Source organism: Variimorphobacter saccharofermentans (genome assembly GCF_014174405.1).
Classification (GTDB): domain Bacteria; phylum Bacillota; class Clostridia; order Lachnospirales; family Lachnospiraceae; genus Mobilitalea; species Mobilitalea saccharofermentans.
Genome location: NZ_JACEGA010000001.1, coordinates 3,035,634 through 3,054,664 on the forward strand (window position 1 = coordinate 3,035,634; position 19,031 = coordinate 3,054,664).

Consider the following 19,031-nt stretch of genomic DNA (forward strand, 5'->3'; position numbering starts at 1 on the left):
TTATTACTTACCATAATACACTGTTTGAAGAAATAAACAACGTGTACTTCAATCTGAGTGTGAGGTAAGTCATAAATTCCTGCATATAAATTATGTAACATCCTCTTCTATCCTAGATCCTACTCAAGGATTTCTTAATAAAATCATCCATTGATATACTATAATGCATAAAGTTACCGATTTCTTTCTCAAGTCGAAATCCCACTCTTTCGAACGCTCTTAATGATCTGATATTATCCTTGTCAATCTTAGCGACTACCCTTTGTAATCTCCATTGGAAAAAAGCAATATTCAATCCTTGAACAATGGAGGACTTTCCTATTCCATAGCCCCACTTATTCTGATCTCCAATGACGATTACCATCTCTGCCTCGTTGATCTTCCTTATTAACTTTAAAAATCCGATCGGCCTGTCATCACTGAGATTTATCAGAAAGAAGCTTCCCTCTCTATTAAATAAATGTGTCATGATGTACATATTCACTCTATCGATAGCCTGCTTAATTTCCGATGAAATATGTGCATCCTCATTTAAATATTTTACCACTTCATTATTTTCCATCCAGTTCATAATCATCAAAGCATCATTACGAGTCACTTCTTGTCTTAAATTTACCTGCTTCGCTCTCATTATATCAGGTCCTTTCTTAATATAATAAAAGCCTTTCATAGATTTATCCATTCATCCTATGACGGTTCTTTACTTCGTTATCACCTGCTCATCTATGCAGATATTAAGACAATTATAAAGGTTCAAGCAACTTTAATGTCAATATGCTTCAAGTCAAATCATGTAAATTCCATTTATCTTACTAACACCAATATTCATTATTAATATTTCTCATCTAGACTTCTGATAAAACGTTCAAATGCTTGCATTCCTTTTTCACTTCGCTTGAAGACACCCGCATGCTCCAATACCTTCCTGTACACAATACCAATCTCTGTTTTCATTATCTCTTCTATATTCTCTTTGTTCAAATCAGCATATTTCTCTTTGATTTCATCTACCCAGTCTGCATGCTTTTGCAGTATTTCGTTGGAACGCAGATCTTTATCCTCAAGTATATACTCTTCCAGTAGCTCCATTTCCTGCTTTAGTCTGGAAGGTAACACTGCCAGTCCCATAACCTCGATTAAACCAATATTCTCTTTCTTAATATGATGGAGCTCATTATGAGGATGGAACAAACCTAGTGGATGTTCCTGAGTGGTAATATTATTACGCAGCACCAGATCAAGTTCATATTTATCTCCTGCTTTTCTTGCGATAGGCGTAATTGTATTGTGTGGTTCATCATTCGTATATGCAAATATGGACACCGTCTCATCCGTATATCCTCGCCATATCTTAAGAATATAATCTCCTAGTTCAACCAATCTGTTGTCATCTCGGCTCTGAATACGTAGAACGGACATGGGCCATTTTACAATTCCCACTTTAACATCTTCAAACCCATGAATTACAAATTCCTTCTCAATCGGTGCCTTAGCCATGGCAAACTGATAGTTGCCACCCTGGAAATGATCATGTGTTAAAATGGAGCCTCCTACAATGGGAAGATCAGCATTTGAACCGACAAAATAATGGGGAAACTGTTTTACAAAATCGAACAGCTTACGAAATGTTGCTTTTTCAATCTTCATAGGAGTATGTTGCGAACTGAAAACAATGCAATGTTCATTGTAATAGACATAGGGTGAATACTGGAACCCCCAAGACTGATTATATATTTTTATTGGTATGATACGGTGATTTTGTCTTGCCGGATGATTTACTCTGCCTGCGTACCCTTCATTCTCCTTGCAAAGCAGGCATTTCGGATAGCCACTTGCCTGCACTGACCTGGCAGCGGCTATATCCTTCGGATCCTTTTCCGGCTTTGACAGGTTAATCGTAATATCAAGCATTCCATACTCCGTATCAACAACCCATTTCTGGTCCTTTATTATTCTGTAACGTCTGATATAATCTGTATCCTGGCTAAATTTATAGTAATAATTCGTTGCCATCTGGGGCGACTCCTGATATAGCTCCCAAAATCGTCGTATAACCTCACTCGGTCTTGGAAGAAGTAAATTCATAAGCTTCGTATCAAACAAATCCCGATAGGTTTGAGTGTTCTCTTTTACGATCCCCTGTTGGCAAGCATACTCCGTCAGATTATAAAGCACCTCTTCTAAATTGATGTCAGGATAATCCTCATCAACCTCCTCATATTGATCAAGCTCTAGCAATTCCAATAATCGATTCGTTGTGTATACTCTGTCCTCATCGGATAATAATTGGTTCTTCAAACCGTAATCTACCAGTTTTTTAATATCTTTATAAATATTCTTCATTTTATCTTCCTCCTCCAGTATAATATTTTCCTTTCTCCATCCGTAATCAGCTATGTCGGTATTTTCCTCTTAACATACCCGATTCCCTATGCGATATTATTTATTTTATATTTTCTGTTTATAAATAGATATTTTGTTCTTATTATGAGAATACCTCAATTTTATGAGAATGTAAAGAGTGACATCGGAAATAATCCAACTTACTTTTTATTATTCTATATCCCTCGAATCATTATCCTTGTCTTTCCTACCATTTGTGCATGCTATCATGCTTATTACTATTACAACTAGTAATAACACAGATACTATTTTTTCCCTTTTCATAATACATCCTCCTTAAGTTAAAGAATAATTTTATATTCTGCATCCAAAATACTCGATGCAATAATATCAACCAATTATTTCTCTTCCATCTCCCACAAATCACCTGTCAATCCATCAATGATTGATCCCGCTGCCCATGGCATAAGGCAAAACCATGTACTTGCATAGGAACCATCACTATATCTCTCTTTGACCAAACCCTCTGAGTAACAGAAGCGTTCTGACATCCAACCTTTCTTTCCAAAATCATACTCATTATCATAGGTGTTATAGGTCTGGCATCCCCAACCTATGGTATCCATCATACGATCATGAATATAATCATCATTGCATTGTTTGATAAAATACAGCATCTCATCAATTACAATATTCGACATTGGATGAATATGGGGATTTGAAACCGATGTTACACTTCCACCACAACTCGACCATCCGATTTTACTAAGAGGAGGTATCTGAATAGGAGAGTTATAGCAAAATTTAAATGAAAATTCATAGCAAAAAGCATCTCTCATATGTTCCAGATAAACCACATCATCAGTTAACATGTGAAGATATTTGACTGCTTTGATATAAGCAAGGATACCTTCAGAATCTATGGTTTTACATGTATCTAGTGGTGCGCCATAACATTCCATGTGTTTTATGTAAGAAATATAGTAGTGTGCTTCACTTTTACGCATACTTTTGAGGTAAGAATTATTACAAGTAATCCAACAATAATATGATAAGGCAGCAAGACACCACACTCCTCCAAAAGAATTGTATTCGATACCAGCACCTGTACTCTCTGATATTATATAGGGATATTCGTTATCCGAATTTTTTGCTTGCTCCAATTTCATAATTACCTTTTCGCAAAACTCTATCCAATCATCGTGGACACAGTTTTTTAGTTTCTTCTCATACTCATAGGCCTTAAGAATATAAAATATTGCTTGTCCTGATAGGTAGGAACTATGTCCGGCAGTGAATAATCCGTCAAACCACCAGCCTTTTACAGACCAATTTCCATCATTATAAGCATCATATAAAAGCCCGGATGAAGGATTTAAAGAATTTTGAATAATGTAAGTTATACAGGATAATGCTTGAGCCCGCATCCTTTCGTCTTCTAGACGTAAGGATGCTATAAGCATCGGAGTGGCTACAGATAAGCCATTTGTCCAACTGATGGAGAAGATTTTATTGTAACGGTATCTACCATTCTCATTATAAACTTGGCCTGCATAACTGAAATAATCCGGAAGCCATGCATCTTGACAGATTGCCTGAGCCAAATCAGAAACTGTAGTTTTTTTATTGCTACCACTTCTTGGACTCTGATGATATCGATAATATACCTCTTCTATTGCTTCATTTACGCCTAGTTCTGATTCTGAATCATATTCATATAAATCTAGAACCACATCAATTACTTCACCTGGCTCCAATGTAATGCAATTATCTGATAAAGGAACTCTTTCCTTAATGATTTGTGAATTAACAAATAGGAATGGTGCATTTTCATAACCTAAAGTGTATCCAATGGTTCCTTTGGATATGGAACAAGAGTATCCATTGTATTGATAGAACTCTCCTTTTTCATCAGGTATCCACTGATGCTTTACTCCATTGCTGCATACCAAATATGGGCTAGCGCTAAGTCCGTAGATTTTACCTGAATCGTAAACCAGTGCTATCGGATGAGATAGCCGGTCTCCTCTTACCATCCACCAAGATGATGAGGGAAAAGTAGGGGTATCATCTCTAAGTCTTGGATATTTACAATGTACATTCTGTGGTGTTTCCCCTCTATTTCTTCCATACATAAATGCAGGCAAGAAAAACCGTGGACTCGCTGCTGGAAATGATATTTCTATGTGAACAATTCCAGTCCAAGTAATAGTATTACAATTACTAATCCGTACTCTTGTCTTAATCGGATTCCATGGTTCTCCTTTACCATTTGCTATTTTCACTATTCCCTGTAACCCCACTTCACTTATATCCAGATAATCTGTATTTTCCATCAGTCCTGAAGAGCTACATAGAACAGTATGTTTGGATTCATCTACATATGAACGTATAGGAATTAACATAAAAAAAACAACCTTAGAACGCTTATCAACAAAACGTTCAAGGTTGTTAAATTGCTTTGAGAATCATCCTATTGGCGAAAATAACTTAATACATCTTAATCCTGATCAATTGGATGAATATATTACTCTTTGTACAAATCTAAAACAAGCTTTAAATTCTAATTACTACGGTCAGGATATTCTGTCAGATGCTTATCTGGCTCAATTACTCGTGTTCATAAATACCTTATATCACACTACAATTAATTCATATAATAACATTATGCCAGAGTTAGTAAGTAATACTATGTTCTATATTCGAAATCACTTAACAGAAGACATAACTCTCAAGGATTTATCTTCTGAGTTCAGCTATAACGGTACCTATATAAGTTATTTATTTAAGCAGCATACTGGGTTAACACTGCGTGCCTATATTCTCGATCAAAGGTTAACACTAGCTAAACGAATATTATCAGAGGGAAAATCTGTTACCGACGCATGCGAAGCATCCGGTTTTAGGGATTACTCTAATTTTATTCGTACTTTTACAAAGGAAATCGGGATGTCTCCAGGCAGATACAGGCATGCTAAAAGTACAATCACTTGAGTTTATATGCTTTTATGTAATCCTCTTACTCTACTGCCCATTTTACAGAAGGCTCCAAATGCTTTTTCCAGTACTCCCAGTCATGCACTCCGTCACCCTCTTCATAATAATGCTTCACATTATTCTCCAACATGAAGTTATGTAACTTTCGATTGCACTCAATTAGAAAATCATTTTCGCCACATACAAAATAGATATCAGGGATCGTCTTATCGGATTTTTGAAGCATTTCTATACAATATCTGGGATCCTTATCGGTATTTCTTAGCTCCTTCGGATCTTGGAAAATTCTCTTTTGATATTTCGCATCCGATACACCATCCGGTACAAAATCACCCTTATCGGCAATATTGATTTCAATATAGGCTCCTGATAAGCTAATGATTTTTGAGAAGGTATCCGCATAGCGCAATCCATTAATCATTGCTCCATAACCACCCATGGAAATACCACCGATATAGGTATCCTCTCTTCTGCTTGACAGACGGAACATGCTTCTAGTTATTCCAACAAGCTCTTCTCCAATAAACTTGCTGAATTTCTCATCCTTATCTTCATCATCCAGATAAAAGGAGTTCTCACCGCTGGGGAAAACACATGCAATATTATACTTATTTGAAAGTTCCTGCATCTCCGGTCCATTTAGGTAATCATTACAATCTCCGCCATACCCATGGAGCATATACAGTGTCTTAAGATCAGCATACAGGTTCTTCGTATCGTTCGCATAATCTTTGTTCCAATTCGCAGGTATAATAGCGCAAATGCTGACATTACGCTTAAGGTATTGCGATGGAAAAGTAGCCCTAATTACAGCCATGATCAAATCCTCCTTTTTATCCCAGCAATCAAGATATCTTTTCATCTTGATTGCTTGATATCATTATATAATTCTATCAATCTGTTTTTCATACTATATGTCATTCTTACCAAATCACCATTTACGATTTTTTGGATACGGACAATGGGAATCAACCAACTTTGCTCTAATCTGCACAATGCAACCGCACTGGAGACAGGTTGTCCCGTACTCCAGGTCGCTGCATGAATCACAAATCTCCAGTCTTTGTTGATAGATATCATCACTGACAAACTGAATCTTCTTTAATCGTGACAGTTTATCAATTGCCTCTATAATCTCCTGATCCGATACCCTAACCGATGCAAGGCATCCTTTACATACTTTTTTGCTTTCCATAATACTATTCTACTTCTAACACTACTACAGATTTAGCAGGCAGGGTTGCAATGAGATGTCCTTCCTTTATCGTCGCATTCTGGAATGATGTAATGCTGATTTCTTCCGGATTTTCAAAGGTGTTTTTGGAGTTCACCTGCTCTGCAGATACCATCTTACCAGTTACTTTCTTTCCTGAGAAGCCATCTAATTCACAATCAATCTCTGCTTCCTGATTCGGATTCAGATTACAGATCGAGATATGAATTTTGCCTTCGGAATCAATGGAAGAAGATACATTGATCTGAGGAATCTTCTCATTATTATATGCATACTCTGCATTCTCAACTTCTGTTTCTAACAGCTGTGCATCCATATGAACGGTATACATTTTAAATACATGATAGGTAGGAGTCAGGAGCATTTTCTCTCCCTCTGTTAATATTACTGCTTGAAGTACGTTCACCAGCTGCGCAATGTTGGCCATCTGAACTCTGTCGCAATGATTATTAAAGATATTCAGGTTAATTCCTGCAATCAACGCATCTCTTAATGTGTTCTGCTGATGAAGGAAACCAGGATTTTCACCGGGCTCAGTATCGTACCAGGAGCCCCACTCATCCACAATTAATCCGACTTTTTTCTCCGGATCATAGCGGTCCATAATCTCTTTATGCTTAACAATCAACTCATCCATAAACAGAGTTTTCTTTAAAGTAATAAACCATTCTTCTTCTCCAAAGTCTACTGCGGATCCCTTCACGGTCCAATCTCCGGGAAGCGTATAATAGTGAAGGCTGAGACCATCCATCAATTTGCCTGCTTTTTTCATCAATACATCCGTCCAGTTATAATCATCTACGCTTGGGCCACAGGCAATCTTATAAATCTTATTATCGCCAAAGTTTCTTACATAGGTTTGATATCTTCGATATTCATCTGCATAATACTCAGCGAGCATGTTTCCTCCACATCCCCAGCTTTCATTTCCTATTCCAAAGAAATCAACCTTCCAAGGCTCTTCCCGTCCGTTCTCTCTACGTAAGTCAGCCATAGGTGATTTGCCGTCAAAGGTCATATATTCCACCCATTGCTGCATTTCCCGAACTGTTCCGCTTCCGACATTACCGTTAATATAAGGCTTTGCTCCAATCAAATCACAAAATTGAAGGAACTCATGGGTACCAAAATGATTATTCTCCGTAACACCGCCCCAGTGAGTATTTATCATGGTTGGACGTTTCTCATATGGTCCGATTCCATCCATCCAATTATATTCATCAGCAAAGCATCCGCCCGGCCAACGAAGTACAGGAATTTTGATATCCCTTAAAGCCTCAATCACATCATTACGCATACCATCCGTGTTCGGAATAGGAGAATCCTTGCCTACCCATATTCCACCGTAGATACATCTTCCTAGATGCTCTGAAAAATGTCCATAAATGTTTTTATTGATTATTTCCTTTTTTTCATGAGCATTCACTTTAATCTTGATCATTTTTTCCTCCATCTGTCTGTATATTCTTAATCTCAATATTAATTAGTACTAAGACTCCTTTTCACAGGTTTTCATGAAACCTAGTTTCATATAGCCACATACTATTAATTATACACGAAAAATCAATATATGGAAAGATAAATACATTTCATTTTCATTTAACAATAATCTATTATATTTCTTCTATATTTTACACTATATTTCATATAATTATCAGTATTATTATATACTAGCCATGTATTAAATTGCATATATAAACAAACAATAATTCTCCATATTAAAACAACATAAAGCCATATATATATGCATGAAAATGTGCTTAAATGGTTATATCATACAACATCTACACACATTATTAATAAATACGAAGGGAAAAGGTAAAAATGAGCAAAGAACGTATTGGTATAACACCCGCCATGGGGTGGAATTCATGGAACACCTTTACTTGGGATATCAATGAAGCATTGATTCGTGATGTAGCCGACAAATTTATTGCAGACGGATACAAGGATGCAGGATATGAGTATATCGTCATAGACGATTGCTGGAGCCTTAAGGAAAGAGACTCTTCCGGTAATCTCGTAGCAGACCCGGAAAAATTCCCCAGCGGTATCAAAGCACTAGCTGACTATATTCATTCGAAAGACTTAAAGTTCGGTATGTATTCCTGCGCAGGAACCCATACCTGTGCAGGTTATCCCGGAAGCTTTGAACATGAATTTCAGGACGCTAAGCAATTTGCAGAATGGGGTGTTGATTATCTAAAATATGACTACTGCTTTAAGCCAAGACATATCTCTGGTGAATTGCTATACAAGAGAATGAGTCTTGCATTAAAAAACTGTGGACGAGATATACTCTTTTCCGCTTGTAATTGGGGAGAAGATAATGTATATCAATGGATTCGTGAATCAGGTGCGCATATGTATCGTTCAACAGGGGATATTCGGGATTTCTGGGATTCTATCAAAAGCATCGCTATATCACAATTGGATAAGCAATGCTATACCGGTTCCTATTGCCATAATGATATGGATATGCTGGTTGTTGGTATGTATGGAGGAAGTAATAGCGATTATATCGGAAGCAAAATCGGTGGATGTACGGATGCAGAGTATAAGACACACTTTTCCTTGTGGTGTATTATGGGTTCTCCGCTGATGATCGGCTGCGATATCCGTAATACGAATGACGCAACAAAGACTATCCTTTTGAATCGTGACTTAATCGAAATTAATCAGGATATCGAGTGTCGTGGTGCATATCGTATCAAACCGGAACCACAGTGGTTTCATTCGGACGATGCTTTCATGCTGGTAAAAGTATTGGCAGATGGCGATATTGCCATAGGTTTCTTCAATCTGAGCGACACACAAAGAGAAATGTCCTTACAATTCTGGGACATGGGACTTTCCTATGCATCGGGCATGTCCCTATCCTTGTATGATTGTTGGGAGCACAAGGAATTAGGTACCTTCTCCGAGCGCTTTGCTCCGACAATACCTGCACATGATTGTATGGTCATTCGAGCTAGGCTGGTGAAATAATGGCTGAGCATCAGACATGTAGAGAATGCGGTGTTTCCCTGACAGGAGATGAGATCGCTATTTACTTAAAGTTAGTATCCCGATCAGCAAAGGATTTTCTATGTATTGATTGTCTTGGTAAGAAGCTCAATTGCGGACGAAAGCCAATCGAAGAGCGGATCCGATATTACAGGGAATCTGGTAATTGTGTATTATTCCGATAATTCTGTAAAAGCGGATGGTATCATAACTCTTTTTCCCTCTTATCCGTATGCTTTTTGGCATACTCAGAGGGAGAAAGAGTTGTTACTTTTTTAAATACTCTGGAAAAATATAATTGATCCTTATACCCCACTGAACAGGCTATGGATTTTATGGATAATCCATAGGTTTCCAGCAATACACAGGCTCTTTGAATCCGATAGGCAGTAAGATAGCCGGATATTGACATTCCTGTTGCTTCCTTAAATCGTCGGAATAGATAGGTTCTATCAATCTTAACATAATCAACAATATCGGATACTGTCAGATTCTCCTTCCAGTAATTGTTTTCAATACATTCCTTAGCCAGTGTAACGTAATCCGTCTTTATGGTATTATTTGTCCTCGGGTAATTTTCTATATAGTAGGATAATAAAAGGTGCAGTCTTGCGTTTGCCCGTTCCTTCTCAAACTGCTGCATTCCCGTGCTTTCCTCAATGCGAAACAATGGTTCCAGATTAACATTGGAGGCGGATGTAACTGGATTATGGGGTGAAAGCTGAGTCATTCGCAATAGTCGCAGTGCTTCCTCCCCCTTAAACTCAATCCATATATACTCCCATGGATCACCTGGATCAGGATAATAAAACACCTCCATCTGAGGACATATCAGAAAGCTCTCACCAGTCTTTATAGTATATATTGTGTCGTTGGTTTCCAGACAGCCCTTTCCTGAGATAATATAATGTAGTGCATAGACATCCCGCACTCCCGGACCCCAGCGATGTAAATTGGACGGCTTATAACCATAATTAATACAGACAAGATCCTCTTGCATATGAAAATTCATCGGCTTCATATTACACTTTCTCTTCCCTTCTGCCTTTTATCAGAAAATAATAAGACGATCGGTCTGAACTATTTCCTTAAAAGCATAATTTCTATAATAATTCTAAAATGTTAAACGATATAACTTTGCTCCATGTGCTGATACTTCCGTATCAAACATACTATCCTGAACCTCCAGAATCTCATTAGTCCATAATTCTTCAAACTGATATCCATGAAAGCTTTCTAATTCTATCTCATCTGCTACAATACTAATATTGCGCTTTTCATCACTGAGGTTAAATACTGCAAGGTAATACGCATTCTCCTCGGTATCCCTTGATAACCATATGGCCTGCTGACTATCCCTCATGATCTGCTTTGCACCTGATGAATGAGTTAATAAGCGCAATACCTTTTCATTCGTAATTAGCTCCAGAGTCCATTGATCCAGCTTCGGCAGTTCTGCTCCGATCATAAGCGGGGACCGGAAGATGCACCATAGAGTCATCATAGTGATCTGCTCTTCCTTGGTAAATCTCGTATAGCGCTCTTCTCCAAAACCTTTGCCGATATAACCCAGAGGGAGCATATCGCAATCCGGATAGCAACCTTCCGATACATGGTTTTGCCATAATTCACAGCGTTCAAACATATTTAACAGAAGCGGCCAGCTATCCCAGAAATCATCGGTAATTCTCCACATGTTAGAATATTTTTCATAATGCCAGGCTTTGTTAATCAAAGCGGGTCCTGGTGACAGACTTAGGACAATAGGACGACCGGAATGTTTTATTGCCTTATGAAGCATTTCTATTTCTTTCTCGGAGGATTTCATGTCATGTCTGCAAATATCATCACATTTTACAAAATCCACACCCCACTGAGCATAGAGTTCGAAAATGGAATTATAGTACTCCTGCGCCCCTTCTCTGTCTACCTCTAATCCATACATATCCGGATTCCAAAAGCAGATGCTGGACGGGTTAGCAATTTCATTGGCTGTCCGATTTGTTCCATATAGCTTCGTTTGCATATGTGCTGCAATTCTCGGAATGCCTCTCATAATATGAATTCCGAATTTCAAGCCCAGACTGTGTATATAATCTGCCAATGGCTTAAATCCCTGTCCGTTTGCCGAAGACGGGAACCTATCAGGACACGGTAAAAGTCTGGAATACTCATCCATCTCAACCTTCCAGAATGGAATATATTGATGCTTGTTTCTTTGTGTTCCGGTGTCGTAAGCATACCATTCAATATCTACTACAACATATTTCCATCCATAATCCTTAAGATGGGCTGCCATATAATCCGCATTGGCTTTGACCTGTTCCTCATTCACTGTAGTATCATAATAATCATAACTATTCCAACCCATGGGCGGGGTAGGAGCGAATTTGTTTTTATTCATCATTTAATCTCCTATCAGTAATAATTTGATTTATATTCTCTTGATTTACCTATCTATATAAAGTATTATATTATTATGATTTTGTAACAACAAGAGTATTTATATGATAGGAAGGGTAATTTTTTGATGTCATGGCAGTTAGGAAACTACGGTTTTTATGATATTGATTGTATCGCAGAGCAATCCTTATGTATTCACGATTTGGGAATTGAATTAAGAAGGGAGGAAAGTTATAACTTTGATAACTCCACCAGAGATTATCATGGTTATCTATTTCAATACACCTTAGACGGATATGGCATATACAATTATCAAGGTACTTCATACAAATTAACAAAGGGTAAGGCTTTCTTCATCTCGTTTCCGGAGAATAGTCAATACTGCCTTTCACAAGAAGAAGTGGACTCTGAGTATCATTGGACCTTCTTTTATTTACATTTTTCAGGTCCTGCTGTACAACCCTTTTTTAATCGCATCCGGGAAATATCCGGCCCTGTCTTGGAGCTGGATATCGATAGTATGCCGATCAATCTTTTTTTTGAGTTATATGATACCCTTCAAAACCAACATAGATTATCCCGCTATACTGGTAGTGAGTGGCTCTATCGTTTTTTAATCTCCCTATTGCGAAATATAGAATTTCCACCCCATAAAGTAATAAATCCCCATGTATCTTCTGCCATGGAATGGATGAAAAAAAATTACACTTACCAAATAAATCTGGAGGATATGTGCCCGGAGATTGGTGTTTCTTACTCCCATTTGACAAGGCAGTTCTATAAGGAGCAAGGCATTACACCTGTTCAGTTTTTAACCCAGCTTCGTCTGGAGCACGGAATGCAGCTACTATTGAATACTGATCTTCCTATAGAAAAAATAGCAAAAGAGTGTGGATTTGCATCAGCCAATTATTTTACAAAGGTATATAAAAAGGCTTTACACATTACACCCAGCGAATATCGCCAACAGCATAGGGTTTAATATAATAATCTCTTGATGGGAGGAATATTTATATGGCAATTGATAAGCAGAATTTAGAAGACATGGATACAATATTATCTCATAGATATGACAATGGAGCCGACCTATGGGCAACCCCTGATAAACGATTATTAAAAGGAGCGCCTTTTTCCACTTTTGAGTGTGCATTATATCTTCTAGAGTTAGGCATGTCCTCCGATGATCCCTTAATGAAAACTATAGCAGATTTGATTTTTAGCACCTGGAAGGAAGACGGTCGCTTCAAAATATATCCAACAGGGGGCATTTATCCTTGTCAGACTGCAATTGCCGCAAAAGTACTATGCCATATGGAATATGCTAATGATTCCAGATTAAAGGTAACCTTTCAACATTTTTTAGATACCCAGTATAATGATGGAGGTTGGAGATGCAATAAATTTTTCTTTGGACATGGACCTGAAACAGAGTATTCCAATCCACATCCCACACTCAATATTCTCGACGCTTTCCGCTTTAGCGATTATCTGAATAATGAGCCGGTACTTGATCATGCGGTAGAATTTTTGCTTGAACATTGGGTAATACGTAAACCAATTGGTCCTTGTCATTACGGAATAGGAACACTGTTCATGCAGGTGGAATATCCTTTTCGCAATTACAATCTCTTTGAATATGTCTATGTCCTTTCTTTTTATCAGCGGGCAAGAAACGATCGTCGTTTTCAGGAAGCATTGGAAGTACTGAAGGCAAAAGCCGTTGATGGAAAAATCATAGTGGAACGGGTTGTACCAAAATTGGCTAAACTGAACTTCTGCAAAAAAGGAGAGCCAAGTGCACTGGCGACAAGGCGATACAATGAAATTTTAGATAATCTCAAGATGTAAGGATCCTGCTGATAAATTATTTACCTCCAAAATCCATAACCATATACCGATAAGAAGACGGTGTCATCTTAATGTATTTCATAAACTCCCGGTTATAGTAGCTGATATTATTAAAGCCACAGAGACTGGCTATTTCTGCAATCTTTTTCTGAGTATTCTCAAGATATTCACAGCTCTTTATTACCTTGTAACGATTTATATAGCTAAAGGGTGTCACACCTGTTAACAGCTTAAATAACCGACAAAATTGTCCCTCACTCAGGCATGTCATAGCTGCCAGCTTCCTTAATGTTATATCCTCATTATATGAATTATGAATGTAATTCATGGCATTCTCCAGCTGTATTGAACGCTTAGAAAGCTTATTCGAAGCCTCTATCTTCGATAGGTGATTGTTATAGATACTCTGCCATATGATAAGTAGCATACCCTGCATCTGCAGTTCCCACTGATCAACGCAATATTGGGAGAGTTCATACATTTTGATAAGAGTTTCTATTATATCCTTGTGCCAGGAAACAGCTGGCGTCAGTAACAGTGGACAGCGCAAGCTATAATTCATAACAGGCGACACATATTTCACATAATGAGGATTAAATGATGTATCAAATAAATAATTGTGGGAAAAAACTATTGCGTAGAATTCACAGGCATTTTCGTCCAGACTTTTTGCCATATGAAGAAGATTCGGTGGTACAAAAATTGCATCCCCCGTTTGCAGAGTGTATTCCTGATCCTCTATGTAGAAGGTTGCTCCTCCTTGCTTTATCAGTAAGAACTCTACTTCATTATGCCAATGCAAATATAATACCTGCTCGGCTCCTGGAATGACCTTGGTATGATGGAACGAAATTGGTAGGAATTCTGTTCGGTGGGAAACCGTTTCTAGTAGGGAAGCATTTGGACTTGTGTACATTGATATTCTCCTCCTTCCTCTATGGCATGCTTCGGGACATGTATCCACTGTATACACCATGGTCACAATTGTTAGTTTCGCGATTACCTAAATCAATATCGTATTATAAATCATCAATTTTATTCAAGTAATTCCAAAGAAAAATCAATATAATTATATTGTACTGTTTCAAGATCCAATTGACAAGCATAATAAAGAGGGAGAGTTATATGAGCAAGATTACAATTTTAGAAAATAAGATTATTTTCGAGAGACGGGACGAACTCACAGTGATTGAACCATATGGGAAAAATTGTCTAAGGTATCGATCCACTCGTAATATCAGTCTTTCTGACGAAGGATGGACCTTGCTTCCGCCTAATGATTGCCATTGTAAAGTAGAGGGAGATTCTACAAGTGCAACCATTACAAATGGAGACATCTCAGCAACCATTACAACAGGTGGTGGATGGATACCAAGCATTGTAACCTACTACCGTAAAGGATCGCAGATACTGCGCTCTCGTGACGAGGGCGATGCTGTTACGAAGTTTACCCACCTCGGAGGAAACAATTATAAAGTTAAAGCCATTTTTGACAGTAATCCTGGAGAGCATTTCTATGGGCTGGGACAGGAACAGGAGGATCAGTTTGATCGAAAAGGCTGCTCCTGTAATCTACTCCACTATAATACCAAATCCACACTACCGGTATTGTACTCTTCTCTTGGATATGGCTTTCTTTGGAACAACCCCTCCCCCGGACTATGCGAAACCACTCTGAACCATACTCTCTGGTGTTCCGATAATGCATATCAGATTGATTATCTAATATGGACCGGGGACAAGCCGGCTGATGTGATGAAGATCTATTGTGATCTCACTGGTTATGCACCGAAATTCCCTCACTGGGCTGCTGGCTTCTGGCAATGTAAGCTCCGCTATGAGAGCCAGGAGGATCTTCTTGAGGTAGCAAGAAAATACCATAGCCTTGGAATCCCGGTAGCTGCCATCGTCATTGATTATTTTCACTGGACGGAACAAGGGGATTGGAAGTTTGACCCCAAGTATTGGCCGGATCCCAAATCCATGTGCGATGAGCTGTTATCCATGGGGATTAAGCCAGTGGTGTCGGTCTGGCCTACAATTAATCCGAACAGCGAAAACTATGCTCCTATGGATGATGAAAACATGCTTGTTCGTACAGAAAATGGTCAATATGGATTATTCAATTTCTACGGACTGCAGACCTTTATAGACCCCACCAATCCTAAAACCGGTCCCTATGTCTGGAGTAAGATTAAAGAGAATTACTATCGATATGGAATTAAGACCTTCTGGCTGGATGAAGCGGAGCCGGAGGTACATCCTCAGCAATTTCATAATCTTCGATTTTATATTGGGAATGGCGCTCAGACTGCATTATTATATCCATACTATTATTCAAAGATATTCTATGACGGACTAAAATCAGAGAACGAGGAAGAAATCATTTCCCTAACCCGTGCTGCATATCCTGGCAGCCAACGGTTCGGCTCCTTAGTATGGAATGGCGACATTCCGTCCACCTTTGACGCTCTTCGACAAAGCGTTACCAGCGGTCTCTCCATGGCAATGTGTGGTATTCCCTGGTGGAACAGTGATATCGGCGGGTTTCATTCTGGTGATATCGAAAGCGATTACTTCCGTGAGCTGATTGTCAGATGGTTTCAGTTCGGTCTCTTCAGTCCTGTCATGCGTCTTCATGGTGCCCGTAAAAAGACTGCCAGTCAGGTGGATCGTCATCCGGGAGTAAAGGAAACCAGCGGTGGCGATAATGAAATCTGGAGCTTCGGAGATCGTAATTACCCGATATTAAAAAGATTGATTGAGCTTCGTGAACGCCTGAAGCCTTATATCATAAAGTATATGGATATTGCTAGCGAGACTGGTTCTCCCATTATGCGCCCCATGTTCTATGATTATTATCAGGATGACATCTGTTATACCCTTGATGATCAATATATGTTTGGCGAAGATATTCTATTTGCTCCGATTATGGAACAGGGTGTTACGAAACGTTCGGTATATCTTCCGGAGGGAAACTGGATTAATGTCAATGACAAGTGCACCTACACTGGTGGTAAAATGCTAACTGCCACAGCCGAAATTCATGAATTTATTGCCTTTGTGAAAGAAGGAAGTGAGGTTCTTACTGTATTTTCATAATCATCAGTAACTATAACATTAAATATCCTAAAAAATAATAGGTAAATAGCACAACAACTGATCAAGTAAAGGATTTAAAAAGAGATCAAATAAAGAATTTAAAAAAATTCCGATATGGCTCTATTCCACCATATCGGAATTCTTTTATATCTATAGGAGTTAGGTATTAACGGTTGTATCGTCTAAATCGCGTTATTTAAACAGATCTGGTAAAATATCGTAAATATACTGATTCACCCAGTTCCATGCATGGGTACCACCTTCTGCCACGATGAAGTAGAAATTCCCTTTACTCGTATCCGATGAATAAATAAAGCTTTCCTTTAATTGCTTCATCGCATCAACCTGTGGCTTTAGATTCGGATAAGCAATATCCAGGTTGCCTGTTGCACAGAATAAGTAATAATCCTGTGGTTTATATCCTGCTTCTTTCGCTGCCTTTGATAGATATTCTGCCGTCTCCGACGGTTTACTACTGCCAGCTTTCTGACCATATACCCAGCAGTCTCCGCTCAGTGGCATAAAATATTTGAAATAGTCAAGACAATGAATGAAAATATACCAGGTTGTAACCGATCCCATGGAGAAACCACCGAATGCCCTGTGTTCTCTCGATGCTTTCAAATCCCTGTCCTCCGTGGATGCTGCATAGGTATGATATTTTCCTTCTATCAAGGGAACCACTGTATGGATTAACTCCTCATGGAAGAGTGCCACATCATTTTTCCCGCCGTAAAAGGATGGCGTCACTACAATAAGTGGTTCTATATCACCTTTTTCAATCATATTATCGAGGATTTTCTTCAAATCCTTGTTCTTACCTGGTCCCCCGAAGATGAGATTCTCGTTCTCTCCGCCTCCATGCATTAAATATATAACATTATATTTCTTACTTACCTTGGATTCATCATAGCCATATGGCAGATATACATTCAGCCTCTTAACATCGGTCCCGTTCTCAAGATTTACTGCAGTATATTCCAAGGTTTCAATAGTTCCCTGCTTTGTACTATTTGCGCGATATTCGTAAGGCACTGGTTTGAAATATTTATCGTTCGCTGCCTCCTCTGTCATTTCCAATTTGTCGATTGCTTCTATAATCGCAGAATATTGCTCAACGATTTGCATCTGTGTAACGTTCTTACCAGCTAACAGCTTTTCTGCCATATTCATTGCATCAGTTACTATTTGGGAATTTTTATAAAGTGTAAAATTCAACTTCTTTGTGCTTTTAATTAGGTTCAAGAGATCATATGGATTAAGTCCGGTAACCGAGCTCTCTGTCCTACCAGTCAATAGAATCTCACCAAACTTACTTGTATCCTTCCATGCGTTGCCAGTTGAATCGAAGACACTGATGGTGCCGACCCTTTCTGTCTCTTTTGCATCGTTGATCTGCAATTCAATTCCTAGTACCTTTCCATTGACAGGCTTAGACTTCAGCGCAATTCTTACTTCTATGATATAGCCATCCTCTACTATATGGGAACATGTGTAAAATTGCTCCACATTACCATTATCTACTGTCTGATAGTTCTCATAGTTCACTCTAAAATGTAAATCATCGATACCATATTCTTCAGACTTATCGTTATTCTCATCCAGGAAAACTTCCAGAGAATCCTGCATATAGGGTGCTTCAGGCTTCACAGACAGATATTTATCTTTTACTATTGCCAGTATGTATAAGGCATTGTCATCCCATAAGGCCTTAAATGTAGCTGATGTATCTTCACTCCCGGTTACATATTTGGGAATAACAGCTTGTGCGTTATTCCAGATCTCATCCAATGTACCATCCATTACCGGAGAGCCGAAATATGCCACCATTCTTCCATTCGCATCAAAACCGTTTTTATCAACGGATACCTTGACCGCTTCTGATTTTACTTCCCCACTTTTATTCACCAAAAACATCTCCTCCTTAAGTTGAAATATAATTCAATGTAATACACTTTCGTTCTATAATAATCTAATAAAAGTTAGTGCATTATCGATTTAGCATTGATTCAATTCTATCTTATATATAGTTTCTTGTCAATATAAAATGTGTGTACTTGACATTTTATAACAGCTAGTATATATTCTAATTAGATAT

16 protein-coding genes are annotated in these 19,031 nt (G+C 38.3%); 6 read left to right on the forward strand and 10 right to left on the reverse strand.

From position 1 onward, the window contains the following. Nucleotides 1-112: 112 nt before the first annotated feature. From H0486_RS13280 to H0486_RS13290, 3 genes are all read right to left on the reverse strand, one after another. Nucleotides 113-682 carry a GNAT family N-acetyltransferase gene (locus H0486_RS13280; RefSeq protein WP_323163549.1) on the reverse strand — a complete coding sequence of 190 codons (570 nt, stop codon included), beginning with the start codon at nt 680-682 and terminating at the stop codon, nt 113-115. 149 nt (nt 683-831) lie between these two features. After that, nucleotides 832-2,343 carry a UDP-glucose--hexose-1-phosphate uridylyltransferase gene (gene galT / locus H0486_RS13285; RefSeq protein ID WP_228353454.1) on the reverse strand — a complete coding sequence of 504 codons (1,512 nt, stop codon included), beginning with the start codon at nt 2,341-2,343 and terminating at the stop codon, nt 832-834. A 398-nt stretch (nt 2,344-2,741) separates the two neighbouring features. Further along, nucleotides 2,742-4,679 carry a hypothetical protein gene (locus H0486_RS13290; RefSeq protein ID WP_228353455.1) on the reverse strand — a complete coding sequence of 646 codons (1,938 nt, stop codon included), beginning with the start codon at nt 4,677-4,679 and terminating at the stop codon, nt 2,742-2,744. Between the two features lie 355 nt (nt 4,680-5,034). Between H0486_RS13290 and H0486_RS18810 the strand changes: the two genes are divergently transcribed. Next, nucleotides 5,035-5,337, forward strand: coding sequence for an AraC family transcriptional regulator (locus H0486_RS18810; protein ID WP_408647632.1), 303 nt, complete (start codon nt 5,035-5,037; stop codon nt 5,335-5,337). 25 nt (nt 5,338-5,362) lie between these two features. Here H0486_RS18810 and H0486_RS13295 read toward each other — a convergent pair whose 3' ends face one another. The 3 genes from H0486_RS13295 to H0486_RS13305 all read right to left on the reverse strand — a co-directional run bounded on the left by H0486_RS13295 (nt 5,363) and on the right by H0486_RS13305 (nt 8,015). Next, nucleotides 5,363-6,157: an alpha/beta hydrolase gene (locus tag H0486_RS13295; RefSeq protein WP_228353456.1), complete on the reverse strand. Its 795-nt coding sequence runs from the start codon at nt 6,155-6,157 to the stop codon at nt 5,363-5,365. A 114-nt stretch (nt 6,158-6,271) separates the two neighbouring features. Continuing rightward, a complete protein-coding gene (locus H0486_RS13300) occupies nt 6,272-6,535 on the reverse strand; it encodes a DUF6171 family protein (RefSeq protein ID WP_228353457.1) in 264 nt (87 codons plus the stop codon). 4 nt (nt 6,536-6,539) lie between these two features. Beyond that, nucleotides 6,540-8,015, reverse strand: a complete 1,476-nt coding sequence (locus H0486_RS13305; protein WP_228353458.1) for an alpha-N-arabinofuranosidase — start codon at nt 8,013-8,015, stop codon at nt 6,540-6,542. 383 nt (nt 8,016-8,398) lie between these two features. Between H0486_RS13305 and H0486_RS13310 the strand changes: the two genes are divergently transcribed. Next, nucleotides 8,399-9,562 (forward strand): glycoside hydrolase family 27 protein, encoded by a 1,164-nt coding sequence (locus H0486_RS13310; protein WP_228353459.1) that lies wholly within the window; start codon nt 8,399-8,401, stop codon nt 9,560-9,562. Then, the gene (locus tag H0486_RS13315; protein WP_228353460.1) at nt 9,562-9,765 is read left to right on the forward strand and encodes a hypothetical protein; all 204 of its coding nucleotides are present in this window, start codon (nt 9,562-9,564) and stop codon (nt 9,763-9,765) included. The genes H0486_RS13310 and H0486_RS13315 overlap by 1 nt, the downstream gene beginning before the upstream one ends. Nucleotides 9,766-9,785: 20 nt before the next feature. Here the strand turns inward: H0486_RS13315 and H0486_RS13320 are convergent, their stop codons facing one another. Then, nucleotides 9,786-10,601 carry an AraC family transcriptional regulator gene (locus H0486_RS13320; RefSeq protein WP_228353461.1) on the reverse strand — a complete coding sequence of 272 codons (816 nt, stop codon included), beginning with the start codon at nt 10,599-10,601 and terminating at the stop codon, nt 9,786-9,788. A 93-nt stretch (nt 10,602-10,694) separates the two neighbouring features. Further along, on the reverse strand, nt 10,695-11,984 hold the full coding sequence (locus H0486_RS13325; protein ID WP_228354435.1) for a glycoside hydrolase family 27 protein: 1,290 nt from the start codon (nt 11,982-11,984) through the stop codon (nt 10,695-10,697). A 126-nt stretch (nt 11,985-12,110) separates the two neighbouring features. Between H0486_RS13325 and H0486_RS13330 the strand changes: the two genes are divergently transcribed. Next, a complete protein-coding gene (locus tag H0486_RS13330; RefSeq protein ID WP_228353462.1) occupies nt 12,111-12,965 on the forward strand; it encodes an AraC family transcriptional regulator in 855 nt (284 codons plus the stop codon). A gap of 32 nt (nt 12,966-12,997) precedes the next feature. Beyond that, nucleotides 12,998-13,831 (forward strand): prenyltransferase, encoded by an 834-nt coding sequence (locus tag H0486_RS13335; RefSeq protein ID WP_228353463.1) that lies wholly within the window; start codon nt 12,998-13,000, stop codon nt 13,829-13,831. A gap of 16 nt (nt 13,832-13,847) precedes the next feature. On the opposite strand, the gene H0486_RS13340 is transcribed toward H0486_RS13335, so the two are convergent. Next, the gene (locus H0486_RS13340) at nt 13,848-14,747 is read right to left on the reverse strand and encodes an AraC family transcriptional regulator (RefSeq protein WP_228353464.1); all 900 of its coding nucleotides are present in this window, start codon (nt 14,745-14,747) and stop codon (nt 13,848-13,850) included. Between the two features lie 209 nt (nt 14,748-14,956). Here H0486_RS13340 and H0486_RS13345 point away from each other — a divergent pair, with 209 nt between their 5' ends. Then, a complete protein-coding gene (locus tag H0486_RS13345; RefSeq protein WP_228353465.1) occupies nt 14,957-16,933 on the forward strand; it encodes a glycoside hydrolase family 31 protein in 1,977 nt (658 codons plus the stop codon). Nucleotides 16,934-17,125: 192 nt separating this feature from the next. On the opposite strand, the gene H0486_RS13350 is transcribed toward H0486_RS13345, so the two are convergent. Then, a complete protein-coding gene (locus tag H0486_RS13350; RefSeq protein WP_228354436.1) occupies nt 17,126-18,841 on the reverse strand; it encodes a sugar-binding protein in 1,716 nt (571 codons plus the stop codon). Nucleotides 18,842-19,031 lie beyond the last annotated feature (190 nt).